At 51.3% G+C, this 14,259-nt stretch carries 12 protein-coding genes and 1 pseudogene; 7 read left to right on the top strand and 6 right to left on the bottom strand.

Annotation, left to right across the window (positions count from 1 at the left end; translation table 11 throughout):
- Positions 1-449: pseudogene (locus LUN51_RS10200) on the bottom strand (hypothetical protein); the annotation flags it as partial.
- Positions 450-586: 137 nt separating this feature from the next.
- Positions 587-1,300 (bottom strand): Crp/Fnr family transcriptional regulator, encoded by a 714-nt coding sequence (locus tag LUN51_RS10195; RefSeq protein WP_277811171.1) that lies wholly within the window; start codon positions 1,298-1,300, stop codon positions 587-589.
- Between the two features lie 410 nt (positions 1,301-1,710).
- Between LUN51_RS10195 and LUN51_RS10190 the strand changes: the two genes are divergently transcribed.
- The 5 genes from LUN51_RS10190 to LUN51_RS10160 all read left to right on the top strand — a co-directional run bounded on the left by LUN51_RS10190 (position 1,711) and on the right by LUN51_RS10160 (position 6,171).
- Positions 1,711-2,535: a manganese catalase family protein gene (locus LUN51_RS10190; RefSeq protein WP_277811166.1), complete on the top strand. Its 825-nt coding sequence runs from the start codon at positions 1,711-1,713 to the stop codon at positions 2,533-2,535.
- Between the two features lie 569 nt (positions 2,536-3,104).
- A complete protein-coding gene (locus tag LUN51_RS17415) occupies positions 3,105-3,581 on the top strand; it encodes a general stress protein (protein ID WP_347276512.1) in 477 nt (158 codons plus the stop codon).
- 74 nt (positions 3,582-3,655) lie between these two features.
- Complete coding sequence (locus LUN51_RS10170; protein ID WP_277811165.1) at positions 3,656-3,859, top strand: hypothetical protein; 204 nt, start codon at positions 3,656-3,658, stop codon at positions 3,857-3,859.
- A 60-nt stretch (positions 3,860-3,919) separates the two neighbouring features.
- Entirely contained in the window at positions 3,920-4,747 is an 828-nt protein-coding gene (locus LUN51_RS10165) for a Crp/Fnr family transcriptional regulator (RefSeq protein ID WP_277811164.1), read from the top strand.
- A gap of 143 nt (positions 4,748-4,890) precedes the next feature.
- Positions 4,891-6,171, top strand: coding sequence for a cytochrome P450 (locus LUN51_RS10160; RefSeq protein ID WP_277811163.1), 1,281 nt, complete (start codon positions 4,891-4,893; stop codon positions 6,169-6,171).
- Between the two features lie 34 nt (positions 6,172-6,205).
- On the opposite strand, the gene cyoD is transcribed toward LUN51_RS10160, so the two are convergent.
- From cyoD to LUN51_RS10140, 4 genes are read right to left on the bottom strand one after another with little or no spacing between them, the layout of a single operon-like run.
- Positions 6,206-6,553 (bottom strand): cytochrome o ubiquinol oxidase subunit IV, encoded by a 348-nt coding sequence (cyoD, locus tag LUN51_RS10155; protein WP_277811162.1) that lies wholly within the window; start codon positions 6,551-6,553, stop codon positions 6,206-6,208.
- A complete protein-coding gene (locus LUN51_RS10150; RefSeq protein ID WP_277811161.1) occupies positions 6,550-7,173 on the bottom strand; it encodes a cytochrome c oxidase subunit 3 in 624 nt (207 codons plus the stop codon). Before LUN51_RS10150 ends, cyoD begins: the two co-directional genes overlap by 4 nt.
- On the bottom strand, positions 7,170-9,275 hold the full coding sequence (locus LUN51_RS10145; protein ID WP_277811160.1) for a cbb3-type cytochrome c oxidase subunit I: 2,106 nt from the start codon (positions 9,273-9,275) through the stop codon (positions 7,170-7,172). Before LUN51_RS10145 ends, LUN51_RS10150 begins: the two co-directional genes overlap by 4 nt.
- On the bottom strand, positions 9,272-10,111 hold the full coding sequence (locus LUN51_RS10140; RefSeq protein ID WP_277811159.1) for a ubiquinol oxidase subunit II: 840 nt from the start codon (positions 10,109-10,111) through the stop codon (positions 9,272-9,274). The genes LUN51_RS10145 and LUN51_RS10140 overlap by 4 nt, the downstream gene beginning before the upstream one ends.
- A gap of 585 nt (positions 10,112-10,696) precedes the next feature.
- Here LUN51_RS10140 and fdhF point away from each other — a divergent pair.
- Both fdhF and LUN51_RS10130 read left to right on the top strand, forming a co-directional pair.
- Positions 10,697-13,663 carry a formate dehydrogenase subunit alpha gene (gene fdhF, locus LUN51_RS10135; protein ID WP_277811158.1) on the top strand — a complete coding sequence of 989 codons (2,967 nt, stop codon included), beginning with the start codon at positions 10,697-10,699 and terminating at the stop codon, positions 13,661-13,663.
- Positions 13,663-14,157: a DUF1641 domain-containing protein gene (locus LUN51_RS10130; protein WP_277811157.1), complete on the top strand. Its 495-nt coding sequence runs from the start codon at positions 13,663-13,665 to the stop codon at positions 14,155-14,157. The genes fdhF and LUN51_RS10130 overlap by 1 nt, the downstream gene beginning before the upstream one ends.
- Positions 14,158-14,259 lie beyond the last annotated feature (102 nt).

Raw genomic sequence — 14,259 nt, 5'->3', positions numbered from 1 at the left:
GTCTCTGGACTACGTGGCACCCCGAGCACACCCCGCATTAACGGCGTAGGGTGTGCAGAAACCAGGGGGTCATTACACTTCTCGAAAGTACCAATAGAATTGTAACTACCTGATAACATCGGGCCTTGACGGGTCGTCTGGTTGACCTCGGGTATTGGATCCGCTTCTCCTTCCACCTCGTCCCTATCAATCAAACTTTTAGTATAGGTACCTTTCTCCGTATGTAATATAGCAATGATGTGTTCAATAAATATTGGCTCAGGACTCATATTGCTAACAATACAATGTGCCCGAAGGCTCCTTCCTCCTCCCCGGTTCACCACAACCTTTGGTGTTCTTTGCCTGCGAAAATTAAAGTACAGTATTTGTGCATAAAACAGCCAAACCAGGAGGGTTCCTACATTAGTAGCTGCCGTTATTGAGGAATTGTGCTGCACAAACCACTCCATATAGCCATCTCCCTATATGATCGTGAGGCTTAACTAAATTATTTCACGGTAACTAATATTAACTCCTACAACATCTCTAAACCTTAGCATCTCCATCACAGCAACATTTAAACAAACATTAAAACCCACCACAAAAGCTAGGAAAACCCCATATGTAGATAATCCCCATTAAAATCGGCAAACGCTTGTAGCCGGGAAAAGTCAGGTATCTGAATATTCTGCTTATTAACGACGATTAACTTATCGCGCTTTAGGCGTTGAATGACACGATTTGTATGTACGGAAGTTAATCCCATCGCCTCGCTTATTTTTACCTGGTTCAGCGGCATGACAAATGTGTCGCTTGACGTCAGGCCTGCAACTTTTGAGCGCAAAAACAATTCACAAAAGAGGTTAGCAATACGTACTTCCGCTGATCTTCCTGCCAAATTGACAAGCCATTCCCGAGCAATAGACTCATCGACCAACATTGACCAAAACAAAGCCTTAGCTAAATTGGGGTAACAATGCATAATATAATCCACATGACCGCCATCTATAACCCCTACAGTTAGAGGAGTTTCTGCTCGAATAGAATGGTCCATACGTTTAAGAAGTGTCACATGCACGTCACACATATCTCCAGGGATAAGATAAGCGACGATATGTTCACGACCGTTGGGCAGTACTTTATAACGGCTAGCCCAACCGTTATAGATCACGTGAATACTTTTTGGCTCACTGCCAGCCAACATAATATTGTCACCACGACAATGCTTAATTTTTTTGTCGACCACCCCTCTTAAAACACCTTTTTCTTCTATTGAGAGAGAAGTGTAGGCACTAAGCCTATTAATACAATAATCAAACATTAAAATCACACACGGGGACCCCTCCTTTTAAAAAACAACACTCATACTTATATTCTTGTAATATAGATGCTTATCGACACGCAGGCAATAAGATGGGAGATTAAATTCAAAAAAATGTTACGCAATTGAAATATTTTTAGCTCACCCTTTATGCCTCTGCATATAGAGGCAGCAATTTATCCTGCTAACTCAAGCGCGCCAACAAGAAGGGATAACGAACTGTCACCTTTTGCTAAACACAAAAACATAAAATGGAAAACATCGATACACTGATTCTTAACTAATGTTAAAAACTATCCCCAAAAGGCTCTACCCTTTATCGAGATTAAACACGTACCCACACAGCCAGGCTATCCTAGTTTTGCACCTAAAATGAGCAATGTGACCTTAGAATAGAAAGGAGAACTTTCATGTTCCATCAATCATCGAAGCTTCAGTATCCAGTTGAGGTAGAAAAGCCCGACCCACAATTTGCCATGCTTTTGCAACAAGCGATCGGTGGTATTGAAGGCGAGATTCGTGTCGCCATGCAGTATTTCTTTCAAGCGATGGGGGCACGCGGTGATGCACGTATTCGCGATATGCTCATGTCCACGGCAACGGAAGAGCTTTCGCATATTGAGATGCTCGGTCACGCCGTGGCTTTGAATTTAGAGGGGGCCCCTGTTTCCTATCAGGAAGAGTCGGCAAAGGACCCGGTCATCAACGCCATACTAGGCGGCGCCAACCCTCGGCACCTGCTATCTTCAGGACTCTCGGCGATGCCTGTCAATTCCAATGGCGTGCCATTCGATATGAGTCATGTATATGCAACCGGCAATGTTGCCGCCGACATGATGGCTAATGTCACTGCCGAAGCCGGAGGTAGAGTCTTGGCAACACGGCTTTACAATTGGACTGATGATAAAGGCATGAAAGATTTTCTCTCATTCTTGATCGCGCGGGACACCTATCATCAACAGCAGTGGCTTGCTGTGGTCGAAGAGCTAGGTGGCTTTGAGAAGAACCTACCAATTCCTAATTCGACTCCAGAAGCGCACGAAGCAACTGAACACTCTTACTACTATCTTAATACGCTTACTGACAAGCCTGCACCACAAGGGCGGTGGAGCCAAGGGCCGTCTTTGGATGGGCGCAGCGAATACTCGGTCCAAGATCAACCCAACCCCTTGGGACAGGAACCGACGCTCCCCAAAGCGCGGGAGGGCTCAGGTGCACAAAAAGAGCAAATGTAAAGACGTGCTTCGCTTCGGTGCTCGGTTCTCGGGCACCGCTAACTACATGTCCTAGTTAATTTTCCTAGCCGCATGACTATGCTTAAGCATCTAAGATGCATTTCTAATTCTCAGCACTTGCTAAAAGCACCTCTATTAAAATCAACCTCTTGAAAATTTTATCACTAAAGAAGGCCACTTTGACTATAGATAGAACCATTAATCACACAATCATCGCCCTTCAAGTAGAATCTAACTACCCGATCGACACAGAACACTCTAAAACACCTTCGGCTAGGCAAAGCTCAGGACCAAATAGCCTGTGATAAGCACTGATTATTTTGTTTCAAAATCAATTTTTTCTATTAACATATATCAGACACGCCAAAAAAATCCTTCATAATCATAAACTTACTTATACATAAACATTTACTAAATGCGCACAAATATAACACAAGTATACATAAAAAAACTCTTCTTCAAGAAACGTGCTAGACACCTAAAAAGGACACACCTATATTCCCAATCGATGGTTAAGCCATCGTTAGCGAAAGGATTTATCGCACGTAACGCTCAAGAGGAGAGACAAAATGGCTAATCGCAATCCTGGTAACTTCCAGAATGACCATGAAAAGGCGTCAGAAGCTGGTAAGAAAGGAGGTCAAGAAAGCCCCGGTAACTTCAAGAACGACCCGGAGCAGGCTGCCGAGGCCGGCCATAAAGGCGGCCAGGAAAGTCCCGGCAACTTCAAGAACGATCCGGAGAAGGCAGCCGAAGCCGGTCACAAAGGTGGCCAGGAAAGTCCCGGCAACTTCAAGAACGACCCGGAGAAGGCAGCCGAGGCCGGTCACAAAGGTGGCCAGGAAAGCTCTGGCAACTTCAAGAACGACCCGGAGAAGGCAGCCGAGGCCGGTCACAAAGGTGGCCAGGAAAGTTCCGGCAACTTCAAGAACGACCCGGAGAAGGCAGCCGAGGCCGGTCACAAAGGCGGTCAAGAAAGTTCCGGCAACTTTAAGAACGACCCGGAGAAAGCATCGGAAGCTGGTCATAAGGGTGGCAAGCGCTAATAATCAAGCGACTTCCACCTTTCAACTGAATATTCCTTTTAATTAGCTATTTTAAGACGAAAAGGAAGCGTCCCATGAATAGTCCGGTTAAAGATAAAGATTTCGACCTCGTAAGCACGCTTTATCATGCGCTACAAGGCGCGGAGTTAAGCCAGCAGTACAGCAAGGATGCCGAATCCAATGGCGACCAAGCGTGCCAAGAGCTCTTCGAGGATATCGCTAACCGCTACGAAGACATGGCCAACAACGCTAAGTCGATTCTCAAAGAACGTCTATAGTGAAATTTCTGCCAAGCATTTTACATGCTTGGCAGATTCTCTACATACGAGGTAGACCTTATGTCTTTGTTATCGGTAGATTCCGGTCCTCAAATAAATACTAAAAATAAATTTGAGACGGATAAGTCACCTTGTACCGGATATGCTGTATATTATGAAATATTCTCCCGACACACCCCCCTTAATTCAAGGGACAGGGAAGTGTTGTTACAAATTCAAGACCCCCCTCGACGCACCCGTAAAGGAAGGGTGATCAAGAGCCATGAAATTAATGCCAACTATTTACTTGCCATCCAAGATGGTTGGGCGTGTTCATGCCGCATAACTAAGGAAGGTAGCCGACAGATCATTGACCTTTATCTACCCGGCGACATTATCGGGCTGCGGGATTACCACTCGAATGGGCATTCCGATGAAATCGTCATGTTGACTGAAGGTCTCATCATCCCCATGCTAAAACCAAGCCTTGATAGAATGATGCAGAAGGAGCACCACTTAGTCAGCGCTGTACTGGCTGCGGCAACGCACCAAAGCAACCTCATGGCCGATCGTCTTAACAACCTAATTAGTCACGATGCAACTACGCGACTTGCCTATTTTATCTTGGAAATGCACGCTCGACTCAATCTATCGCGCCCTGATTCGCAGGATTTATCGCTGCCTATATCCCAACAGACTATCGGAGACTTATTGGGGATGACCAACGTACATGTTTGTCGATGCTTGAACTTCCTTGAAGCGCAGGAGTACGTGCTAAGGGAAAAAACTCACCATAACATTAGCATACTTAGATATGATGATCTAATAGACTTATCTGGCTTTAGCTCGGCTTATGCACACTGTTGCAGAAAAACCGGAAAGCGCTCTTCAAGCTCTGTGACGCATTGATTTTAGAGAAAGTTATATAGCGTGTGGTCAAGGCTGGAGGTTTCGCATGCCTACTAGCCTTGGCCAAGTTCGGCGCTTGGACCGACCGAGCCATGCGCATCGCAACCGGTGCATGGAATTCCCCCATAATCAAGGAGCGATCAATGGGTTATAGCCGTGAAGCGCCATTAGCAAGTCATGAATGTACGCTCGCCTTAGCGCGCAATGGATATCACTACATCGGAGCGCAATGTGCCCGCCTAGGCAACGATCTTTTTCAATCTAGGCTACTATTTAAAAAAACGATATTCTTAAGAGGCGAAGAGGCGGCTAAATTATTTTACGACACCAATTTTTTTACCCGGCAAGATGCTGCGCCCAAGCGGCTACAGAAAACACTTTTTGGTGTGGGTGGTATTCAAGGGCTTGAGGGCACTGCGCATCATCAGCGCAAGGCGTTGTTCCTCTCGATAATGTCACAAAGTCGAATCGACTGGTTAGCGGAATTGGTCGAGCAGCACTGGCAATCTCGCTTGCGCCATTGGGAAACACAAGCACCTGTCGTCCTTCTAGATGAGCTACATTTTATATTATGCCGTGCAGCTGTGGAATGGTGCGGTATACCGCTACAGGACGAGAACTTCACAGAACTGACCAAAAAACTGGTACTAATGATCGAAGGAGCCGCCGCCATTGGCACTAAGCACTGGGCTAGTCGGCGCGCCCGACTTACGGCTGAAAATAACCTGATTTCACTCATCGATGACTATCGACGCCGGCCTGAAACAACGGACCAAACGCTACCCTTTGCTATCTTCGCTAACCTCCGCAGCGTCAACGGTACGCTTCTGCCCAGCCGCATCGCCGCCGTAGAGTTACTTAATATACTTCGGCCTATCGTGGCAGTCGCACGCTATATAGTATTCTCCGTTCAGGCGATGCATGAGTATCCAAGCTGTTATGATAAGCTCAGAAGCGAAGGCTCCGCTACTTTTAAACGTCACTTCATCCAGGAAGTTAGGCGCTACTACCCATTTTTCCCTTTCTTGGCTGCGCGAGTTAAAAAGGATTTCACTTGGCATGGCTATCAATTTCATCAGGGTTGGCAGGCGATATTAGATATTCACGGCACCAACCATGACCCGAACCGTTGGGACTCTCCCGGCGAGTTTCGGCCAGAGCGCTTCGAAAAAGAAAGTGAGGACTACCACCGCTTCGCAATGATACCTCAGGGTGGTAGCGATCATGAAACGCACCATCGCTGTCCAGGTGAGTGGATAACACTAAGGCTAATGGATTTGGCAATCGATAAATTCGTTTGGCAATTAGACTACCGCATACCTCCTCAAAATCTCGGCTTGGATTTTAAATCAATACCTACTCACCCCCGCAGCAAGCTAATTATCGATAATATTCGACGAATTAAATCTTCCAGCCACATTTAAATATTTTTGGTCACTAAAAATATAATAGTACTGCCTATGGCAGCATCGACGGCATTATGCGCGTATAGAGATTAAGAATTATCCATAGCGTCCCGCCAACCATGATGACAAGAATAAGCGTTGTGAACAGTATCAAGTGCAGGTCTTCACGCTTTTGTTTGGCCAACGAGACATGCAAGAAGAAGCGAAAATGCACGACGATTTGTATTAAGGCACATATTCCAATCACCGACCATAGTTTCATATTCGACAAATCGCTCCAGGCGACGAGCGCAAAGGGCGTCAGCGTCAATATCAGCGCGAGCACATACCCCACGACGTATGAACGCAGCTCACTTGAACGCTCGTTCTCCTGCTGGGCTGATAGGTGATGACGCGTCATACGAGCCCCCCCAAATAGACGACGGAAAAGATTCCAATCCAGACGATATCCAGAAAGTGCCAGAGAATGCCGAGGCGCAGTAATCCCGTTTTTACACCAGTATCTAACCCATGGACCGCCATCTGGCCGAATAGCACCAGCATCCAGAGGCAGGCGCCTGTTACGTGGAGGCCATGCAAGGAAACCAACGCATAAAAAGCGGAGAGGAACCCGCTGCGGCTCGGCACACCGTCCTTGGACGCCATCAGGTGAAAGTCACGCAACTCAAGACCAATGAAGGCAAGGCCCAACAATAGGGTGATCACCAACCAGCCGAGCAGCTGCCCCTTGGTCCGATCGTACTTGAGCGCCAACGACGCCATGCCAAAGGTAAAGCTGCTGGCCAGCAATAGCATCGTTTCGAGGAAGGCGCTCTTCATCTCATAGAGCTCATGGGGCCCCGGACCGCCGGCCGTGCCGCCTAGCATTACCACGTAGGTGGCGAACAGCAACGCGAAAATGATGAGATCACTCATCATGAACACCCAGAAGCCGAATACCAGGCTTTCGCAGGCGTCGCTGGCTTCCTCGTGCATGTCGCCGAGGTTGATACCTGGATGTCTGTTGGTGGTGGGAGTCATTGCACGGCTCCTTCCACGGGGGATGCTGCAAGTCCCTGGTTGGTCGTGTCACGTTCGTCGGCGCGCGTAATGGCCTTGGCGCGGGCCACCTGGTCGAGCCAGCTTTCATGGGTGCGGCGGACCTCGTCAGCACTGATGATCCGCGTGGTACGGCGCACGAAACTACGCCCGACCAACGCTGCCAGGCCCATCAGCCCGCTACCGATCACCAGCCACCACATGTACCACACCAGGCCGAACGTCATCAGAAAGCTCACGACGGCAAGGACCGGCCCCAGCGCACTATTGGCGGGCATCTCGATGTTCCCGTACTCCTCCGGTCGCTGGTAGGCCTGGCCGCTATCCTTCTCGCTGCGAAACGGGTCGCGGCTGGCGATCTGAGGAATCACCGGGAAGTTGTATTCCGGCGGAGGCGACGACGTCGACCATTCGAGACTGAAGCCATCCCAAGGGTCACCGATGGGTACTGCATAGGTGACGCGCCGACGGATGCTCACGCCGAGCTGCATGATCAGGCTGAACAGCGCGAACAGTACCACCAGTGCGCCGATACCGGCGACGATCGTCCAGGGCAGGTAAGCCGGTTCGAGGAAGGCGACCGTGCGTCGCGGCATGCCCAATAGCCCCAACGCGTAGAGCGGAAAGAACGCCAGTATGAAGCCGATGATCCAGGAATATGCGGCGCGGTAGCCCCAACGCTCGTTAAGGCGATAACCAAAGGCCTTGGGAAACCAGTAGTTATAACCGGCCAACATACCGAACAGCATCCCCGGCACCAGCATGTTGTGAAAGTGTGCTACCAAGAACAACGTGTTATGCACCTGGTAATCGATGCTCGGGTTGGCGAGTATGATCCCCGTCAGCCCGCCGATAACGAACAGCATGATGAACCCGATGGCATATACCATGGGGATAGTAAGGCGCACCCGCCCCCGATACATGGTCAGCATCCAATCGTAGATTTTTACGCCGGTGGGTATGCCTATCAACATGGTGGCGATGCCGAATACGGCGTTAATGCTGGCGTCCTGGCCCATGGTGAAGAAGTGATGCAGCCATACGGTAAAGGAAAGCGCCGCGATGCTGATGGTGGCGATCACTAGCGTCTTGTAGCCATAGATGCGCTTGCCCGAGAAGGTAGAAAAGATCTCAGAAAAAACCCCGAAAGCGGGCAGGATAAGGATGTAGACCTCGGGATGGCCGAACGCCCAGAAAAGATTGACGTAGTTCATCATGTTGCCACCGAGATCGGTGGTAAAGAAGTGGAAGTCCAGGTAACGATCGAGGGCCAGCAAGGCGGTGGCCACGGTCAACGGCGGCATGCCGAAGATCATCAAAATCGCCGTAGTCAACGCCGTCCAGCAGAATAGCGGCATACGCATCAGGTGCATGCCCGGCGCGCGCTTCTTGTAGATCGTCACCGCAAAGTTGATGCCGGTCATGGTCGAACTGAGTGTCGATAGCGTGACCGCCCAGATCCAGTAATCGACCCCTGCTCCGGGGCTATAGGGGCTTTCGGTAAAGGGTGGATAGCCACTCCAGCCACCGGTGGAAAACGGCGTGAGCACCAGCGAGACCATGACCAGCACGGCGCCGGCCGCGGTGAGGGCAAGACTGATCGAGTTCATCACCGGAAAGGACAGATCGCGGGCCCCGATCTGCAGCGGCATGATGTAATTGATGACCCCGGTGAGGAACGGCATGGCCATGAAGAAGATCATGATTGTGCCGTGGGTCGAGAAGAACTCGCCGAAATGCTCGGCCGACAGGAAGCCCCCGCCCAGCCCCACGCTCTGCTGAGCCCGCATGAAGACGGCCTCAATAATTGCTCGAGCGAGCATCACGAAGGCGACCACAATGAACATGATGCCGATCTTCTTGTGATCCACGCTGGTTAGCCAGTCACTCCATAATACGCGCCATTTGCCGAACCAAGTGATCAGAGCCACCAACGCCAGCCCCCCCAGCACGACCATGGACGCGGCCCCGGTGACGATCGTGCCGTTGATGATGTTGAAGGTCGTGGGCTCCTGAAGCATCTTCCAGAAGGGCAAGGCGTCCCAGTCGAGCCTGCCGAGAAGCATGTCGAGAAAATAACTCACTGGGCGGCTTCCTTCTTGAACGGAACGATGGAGGCGCCGGCCGGCGCCTTGGGCACGGCAGATACGTTTCTGGGTGTCATGGCGACAGGACCGGAGGGCAGCAGAGCTCGGGCGAGCAAGGGGCCATCGACGATTGCCTCAAACAGCCCCTCGGGCACTTGAGAGAAGCTGATCAGACCATCGTTAGTTCCATTGTCGATTATCCGTTCCGCCTCACTCAGCGTGCTGGGGTCCGCGAAAATTTCATAGCGCTGACGCGTCATCGGCACCCCTGTTTTACGTGCTGCTTCGACAAAATCACTGAACGCATAAGGCTCGAGGGCCTCAGCAGTGAAGCGCTGCTCGTGAAAATGCTTGCCATTGTACTGAGCGTTCTGACCGCGAAATGTCCCTGGAGCCCCCGCCGCCAGATGTAGCTTGGTGACCATGTTGTTCATTGCATAGATCTGGCTACCCAGCGCCGGTATGAAGAATGACTGCATCACCGTGTTTGACGTCAGCTCGAGGGCTAACGGGCGGTCGGCGGGAAACATCAGTTTCCCGGCGATGGCGATGCCCTGCTCGGGATAGATAAACAGCCATTTCCAGTCGTAACCTACGACCTGAACACGCAACGGCTCTTTATCGGAAGACAACGGCTGATAAGGATCAAGCGCATGAGTCGCCGTCCAGAGCACATAACTCAACACGGCTACAATCAATACGGGCATCCCCCATATAAGCCATTCCATCTTCTTGGAAAACGTCCAATGGGGGCGATAGATGGCCGTACCGCCATAGCGATAACGCCACACCAGCCAAGGTGTTAAAACGATGACAGGCAGCACTACAACCATCGATAGTGCTACTACAAACCAATAGTGGCCGCGTTGTGCCGCCGCGATAGGCCCCTGTGGGTCCAAGAAACTCAAATGGTGCTCACTACACCCCGCCAATGTGACGAACAGGCACAATAACAACCCGAATTGATAGCGCTGTACAAGGTGAGATATCCATATAGACTGTCTTCGACTCATCATGTGGGAGCTCACTAAAGGTCAGTGCAATATAGTAGTAACAATATCATAGTAGCAATATCGATTGCCTTGTCGTGTTTCTAAACGTAGCAATTTGAGCCTTGATATTTATTGTTGACGCCTCTTGTCATCTATACATTCCCTGTACACAACCTTATAAATTTATTGGACGCAACGTATCCACCTCGCGCCTGCCACGTACAAGACGCACTCATCTTCGCGCAATCCCCAGCCCGCGGATACTCTTTTCGTCGAGGATATTAACCTGCATCAACGCTAAGCTCATCCTTATCAATACATCAAGAAGGCGTAAGCTAGAATCAAGTCGTTATGAAACAAAACACACAAGCATATTAACTACTAGCAATAGGTAGCTAATAACCGGCCGAGACAAGGTGACGTGCAATGAGTCAATGCGAGCTCATTTTGGATGGCAAACGGCTGAGCGGAGAAGAGAATGTCCCGCTCATTGATTTTCTTGAGCAAAACGGAATCAGCCTCCCCCATGTCTGTTACTTAAAAACATTGGGGCCATTGCAAACCTGTGATACTTGCTGGGTAGAGATCAATGGAGAACTTAAGCGAAGTTGTGCGGTAACAAGCACAGCGGGGCTCGACATCAAAAGCGCCTCTCCATTGGCCAGGGAGGCTCGCGAAGAGGGTATGGATCGGCTGCTCTCCAAACACGAGTTGTATTGCACGGTCTGCGAGAATAATAACGGCGACTGCACGTTGCACAACACGGTTGCCGATATGGGTATCGATATCCAGCGCTATGACTACCAACGCAAACCCTATCAGAAAGACACTTCCAGCCCTTTCTATACCTACGATCCCGATCAATGCATCCTTTGCGGTCGCTGCGTTGAAGCTTGCCAGAACATCGAAGTCAACGAGACTCTTTCCATCGATTACAGCATGGAAAGCCCACGTGTGCTGTGGGACGGCGGCAAGCAGATCGATGAGTCGAGCTGTGTCCACTGCGGCCATTGCGTTACCGTTTGCCCGTGCAACGCTCTGCTGGAAAACAGCATGCACGAGAACACTGGCCCTTTTACTTTCATGCCAAGCCAGCTCAAGCGCTCAATGATCGATCTCACCAAACAGGTCGAGAAAACCACGGGCGCGCAGTTGATTACCGGTATTTCGGTGATGGACATGCATTGGCGGCAGCCTGAGATCAAGCGCACCAAGACCGTCTGTACCTATTGTGGTGTCGGCTGTTCGTTCGAGATGTGGACGCGGGACCGAACGATTCTCAAGATTCAACCGGTCGAAGAGGCGCCGGTCAATGGTATATCCACCTGCATCAAGGGCAAATTTGCCTGGGACTTCGTCAACTCTGACAACCGCTTAAAAACTCCATTGATTCGTGAAAACGGTGCCTTTCGCGAAGCAAGTTGGGACGAGGCCCTATCGCTGGTAGCGAAACGTTTGCTTGAAGTGCGCGATACCTACGGCGCCGACAGCATCGGTGTCATCGGCTCCAGCAAGGCGAGCAATGAAGAGGCGTACCTGGCACAGAAGTTGGCGCGTCAGATCATAGGCACCAATAACATCGACAATTCCTCGCGTTATTGTCAGAGCCCAGCGTCGACGGGATTGAAACGCACCGCTGGTTACGGAGCCGATGCGGGGCGTATCGAAGATCTTCAGCATGCCGACGTGGTCATCATGGTGGGTAGTAATACCGCCGAGAGCCACCCCGTCATCGCCTCGCGCCTCAAGGCTGCCCATAAGAAAGGCCAACAAAAGCACATCGTCATCGATACACGAAAACACGAGATGGCCGAACGCGCCGACCGGTTCCTGCGTCCGCGCGCAGGGACCGACTTGGCCTGGACCCTGGCGATCACACGTTATCAGTTCGATAACGGCTACGCCGACCAAACGTTTCTGGATGAGCATGTCGCGGGCGTGGATGAATTCCGGCGTTCACTGGAACCCTATACGCTCGAGTTCGCTACCGAGGTGACCGGGCTCTCGTTGGAAACACTAACGGAGTTGGCGGAGACCGTCGGCAAGGCCGAGCGACTGTGCATCGTATGGGCGATGGGCGTCACCCAACACAGCCATGGAACCGATACCAGCACGGCGTTCTCTAATCTCCTACTCACCACTGGTAACTTCGGTCGTCCGGGTACCGGTGGCTATCCCATGCGGGGGCATAACAACGTCCAAGGCGCGAGTGACTTCGGCTGTCTACGCAATACCTATCCCGGCTACGATCCGGTGGCCGACGACGAGGTCCGCGAGCGCTGGGCCAAAGGTTGGGGCGTCGACAAGGAGACACTTCCCAGCAAAGTGGGGGAAGGCAACTTTCTGATGGTGCAAGCCGCCGAGAAGCGTGATCTCAAGGCGATGTATGTCATTGGTGAGGAGACCGCCTTTTCCGATGCGGACACCAATAATGTGCATGACGCTTTCAGCAAGCTCGACTTTCTCGTCGTTCAGGATATGTTCGTAAGCCGCACTGCCCAGTTCGCCGACGTCGTTTTGCCTGCCTGTGCCAGCGTCGAAAAAGAAGGAACCTTCGTTAATACCGAGCGGCGTATTCAACGTTTCTACGAAGCCATGCCACCACTGGGCGATAGCCGTCCTGATTGGCGGATTCTGACTGAGCTGGCCAATCGCATGGGATATACGTGGAGCTACCAGCATCCCTCCGAGATCATGGCTGAGTGTGCCGCTATTTCCCCCCTCTTTGCCGGGGTCAGCTACGAGCGGCTTGAGGGCTGGAATTCATTGCTTTGGCCTGTCGACGCCGAAGGCAACGATTCGCCCTATCTTTATCGCGACGGCTTCCCAAAAGAGAATGGTAAAGCGCAGCTCTACCCGCTCGAATGGCAATCGCCAGCGGAAGTCGAGGACGAAGATTATCCCTTCATGCTGGATAACGGCAGGCTGCTGGAACATTTTCAAGGCATGAACCAGAGCGGCCAAACAGAGGGCACCCTAAAACAAGTTCCCGACTGGTTTGTCGAGGTAGGGCCAGACATGGCCCGAGAAATGAACCTTGAGGACGGAAGTTGGGTCCGAGTCACGTCGCGCCGGGGCAGCCTGGAGGTCAAGGCCTGTGTAACTGACCGGGTCAGCGGTTACACGCTATTCATGCCCATTCACCAAGGCAAGCCGGGACTTAACCTATTGACGGGCGAGCATCACGATCCCGACGTCGACACGCCCGCCTACAAGGAGACAGCCGTCAGGCTGGAACGCCTCCCCAAGGAAAAGGGACATCCTCCTCTCCCCCACAACAATTTTCGTTACGGTCATCCCACGCCGATCGAGGGTGTTCCGGTCGAAGTCAAATGGATGCAGGAGGATTACCACCAACCCCCTGAGCATCAAGCGCATCCGGAGAAGAACTAATGGCCGAGCGTATCGATTACACACCACCGCCCAACGAGAATCTCGAGCCCAGCGCGCAGCAAGAGCTAGAACGACTGCTGCAAGGATTGCACGAGCATGGCTTCCTGCGTTTTGCAGACGATCTCGTTCGCAGCAATACCCAACTGGCACAAAGTCTTACCGATGCACTCAGTCGTGAGGGTTCGCTGAATGCCATACAGAATCTTTCTACGCTGCTGATAGCAATTTCCAGTGTCCCCCCGGGACAATTCCACAAGACCGTCTACGCTGCCCGCGATGCTTTAGTCACTGTGGAGAGAGAAGCTCACGGCGCCGAGCACCGCCGGCAACAGGCACCTGGGGTCAGGGGTGTCTTTCGCCTGCTCAAGGACGATGAACTGTGGCGAGCAATGTCACCCTTAGCAAGCGGGTTGAAAACATTTACCGAGCGTCTCGACCGAGAAGTCGAACGACCGGTTTCCGATCGCACAGGAAAGGCTAGCGCATTCGAGTGATTTTTTACTTAAAACAAAGGCAGAGCCAACCTTTGGATGTGCCTGTCCATGTAGGCTACTAAAATATATAGCACATGTACTTGAAAACGCGAAATAACACCC

Origin of the sequence: Chromohalobacter canadensis (assembly GCF_029544075.1) — a bacterium.
Classification (GTDB): Bacteria; Pseudomonadota; Gammaproteobacteria; order Pseudomonadales; family Halomonadaceae; genus Chromohalobacter; species Chromohalobacter canadensis_A.
Note: the sequence above shows the minus strand (reverse complement) of the source record. Positions and strands in the feature narration are given on the sequence as shown.

Excerpts from the sequence above, each read along its gene's own strand:
- LUN51_RS10195 (WP_277811171.1), bottom strand. The coding sequence starts at position 1,300 with ATGTTTGATTATTGTATTAATAGGCTTAGTGCCTACACTTCTCTCTCA.
- LUN51_RS10190 (WP_277811166.1), top strand. The coding sequence starts at position 1,711 with ATGTTCCATCAATCATCGAAGCTTCAGTATCCAGTTGAGGTAGAAAAG.
- LUN51_RS17415 (WP_347276512.1), top strand. The coding sequence starts at position 3,105 with ATGGCTAATCGCAATCCTGGTAACTTCCAGAATGACCATGAAAAGGCG.
- LUN51_RS10170 (WP_277811165.1), top strand. The coding sequence starts at position 3,656 with ATGAATAGTCCGGTTAAAGATAAAGATTTCGACCTCGTAAGCACGCTT.
- LUN51_RS10165 (WP_277811164.1), top strand. The coding sequence starts at position 3,920 with ATGTCTTTGTTATCGGTAGATTCCGGTCCTCAAATAAATACTAAAAAT.
- LUN51_RS10160 (WP_277811163.1), top strand. The coding sequence starts at position 4,891 with ATGGGTTATAGCCGTGAAGCGCCATTAGCAAGTCATGAATGTACGCTC.
- cyoD (WP_277811162.1), bottom strand. The coding sequence starts at position 6,553 with ATGACGCGTCATCACCTATCAGCCCAGCAGGAGAACGAGCGTTCAAGT.
- LUN51_RS10150 (WP_277811161.1), bottom strand. The coding sequence starts at position 7,173 with ATGACTCCCACCACCAACAGACATCCAGGTATCAACCTCGGCGACATG.
- LUN51_RS10140 (WP_277811159.1), bottom strand. The coding sequence starts at position 10,111 with ATGGTTGTAGTGCTGCCTGTCATCGTTTTAACACCTTGGCTGGTGTGG.
- fdhF (WP_277811158.1), top strand. The coding sequence starts at position 10,697 with ATGAGTCAATGCGAGCTCATTTTGGATGGCAAACGGCTGAGCGGAGAA.
- LUN51_RS10130 (WP_277811157.1), top strand. The coding sequence starts at position 13,663 with ATGGCCGAGCGTATCGATTACACACCACCGCCCAACGAGAATCTCGAG.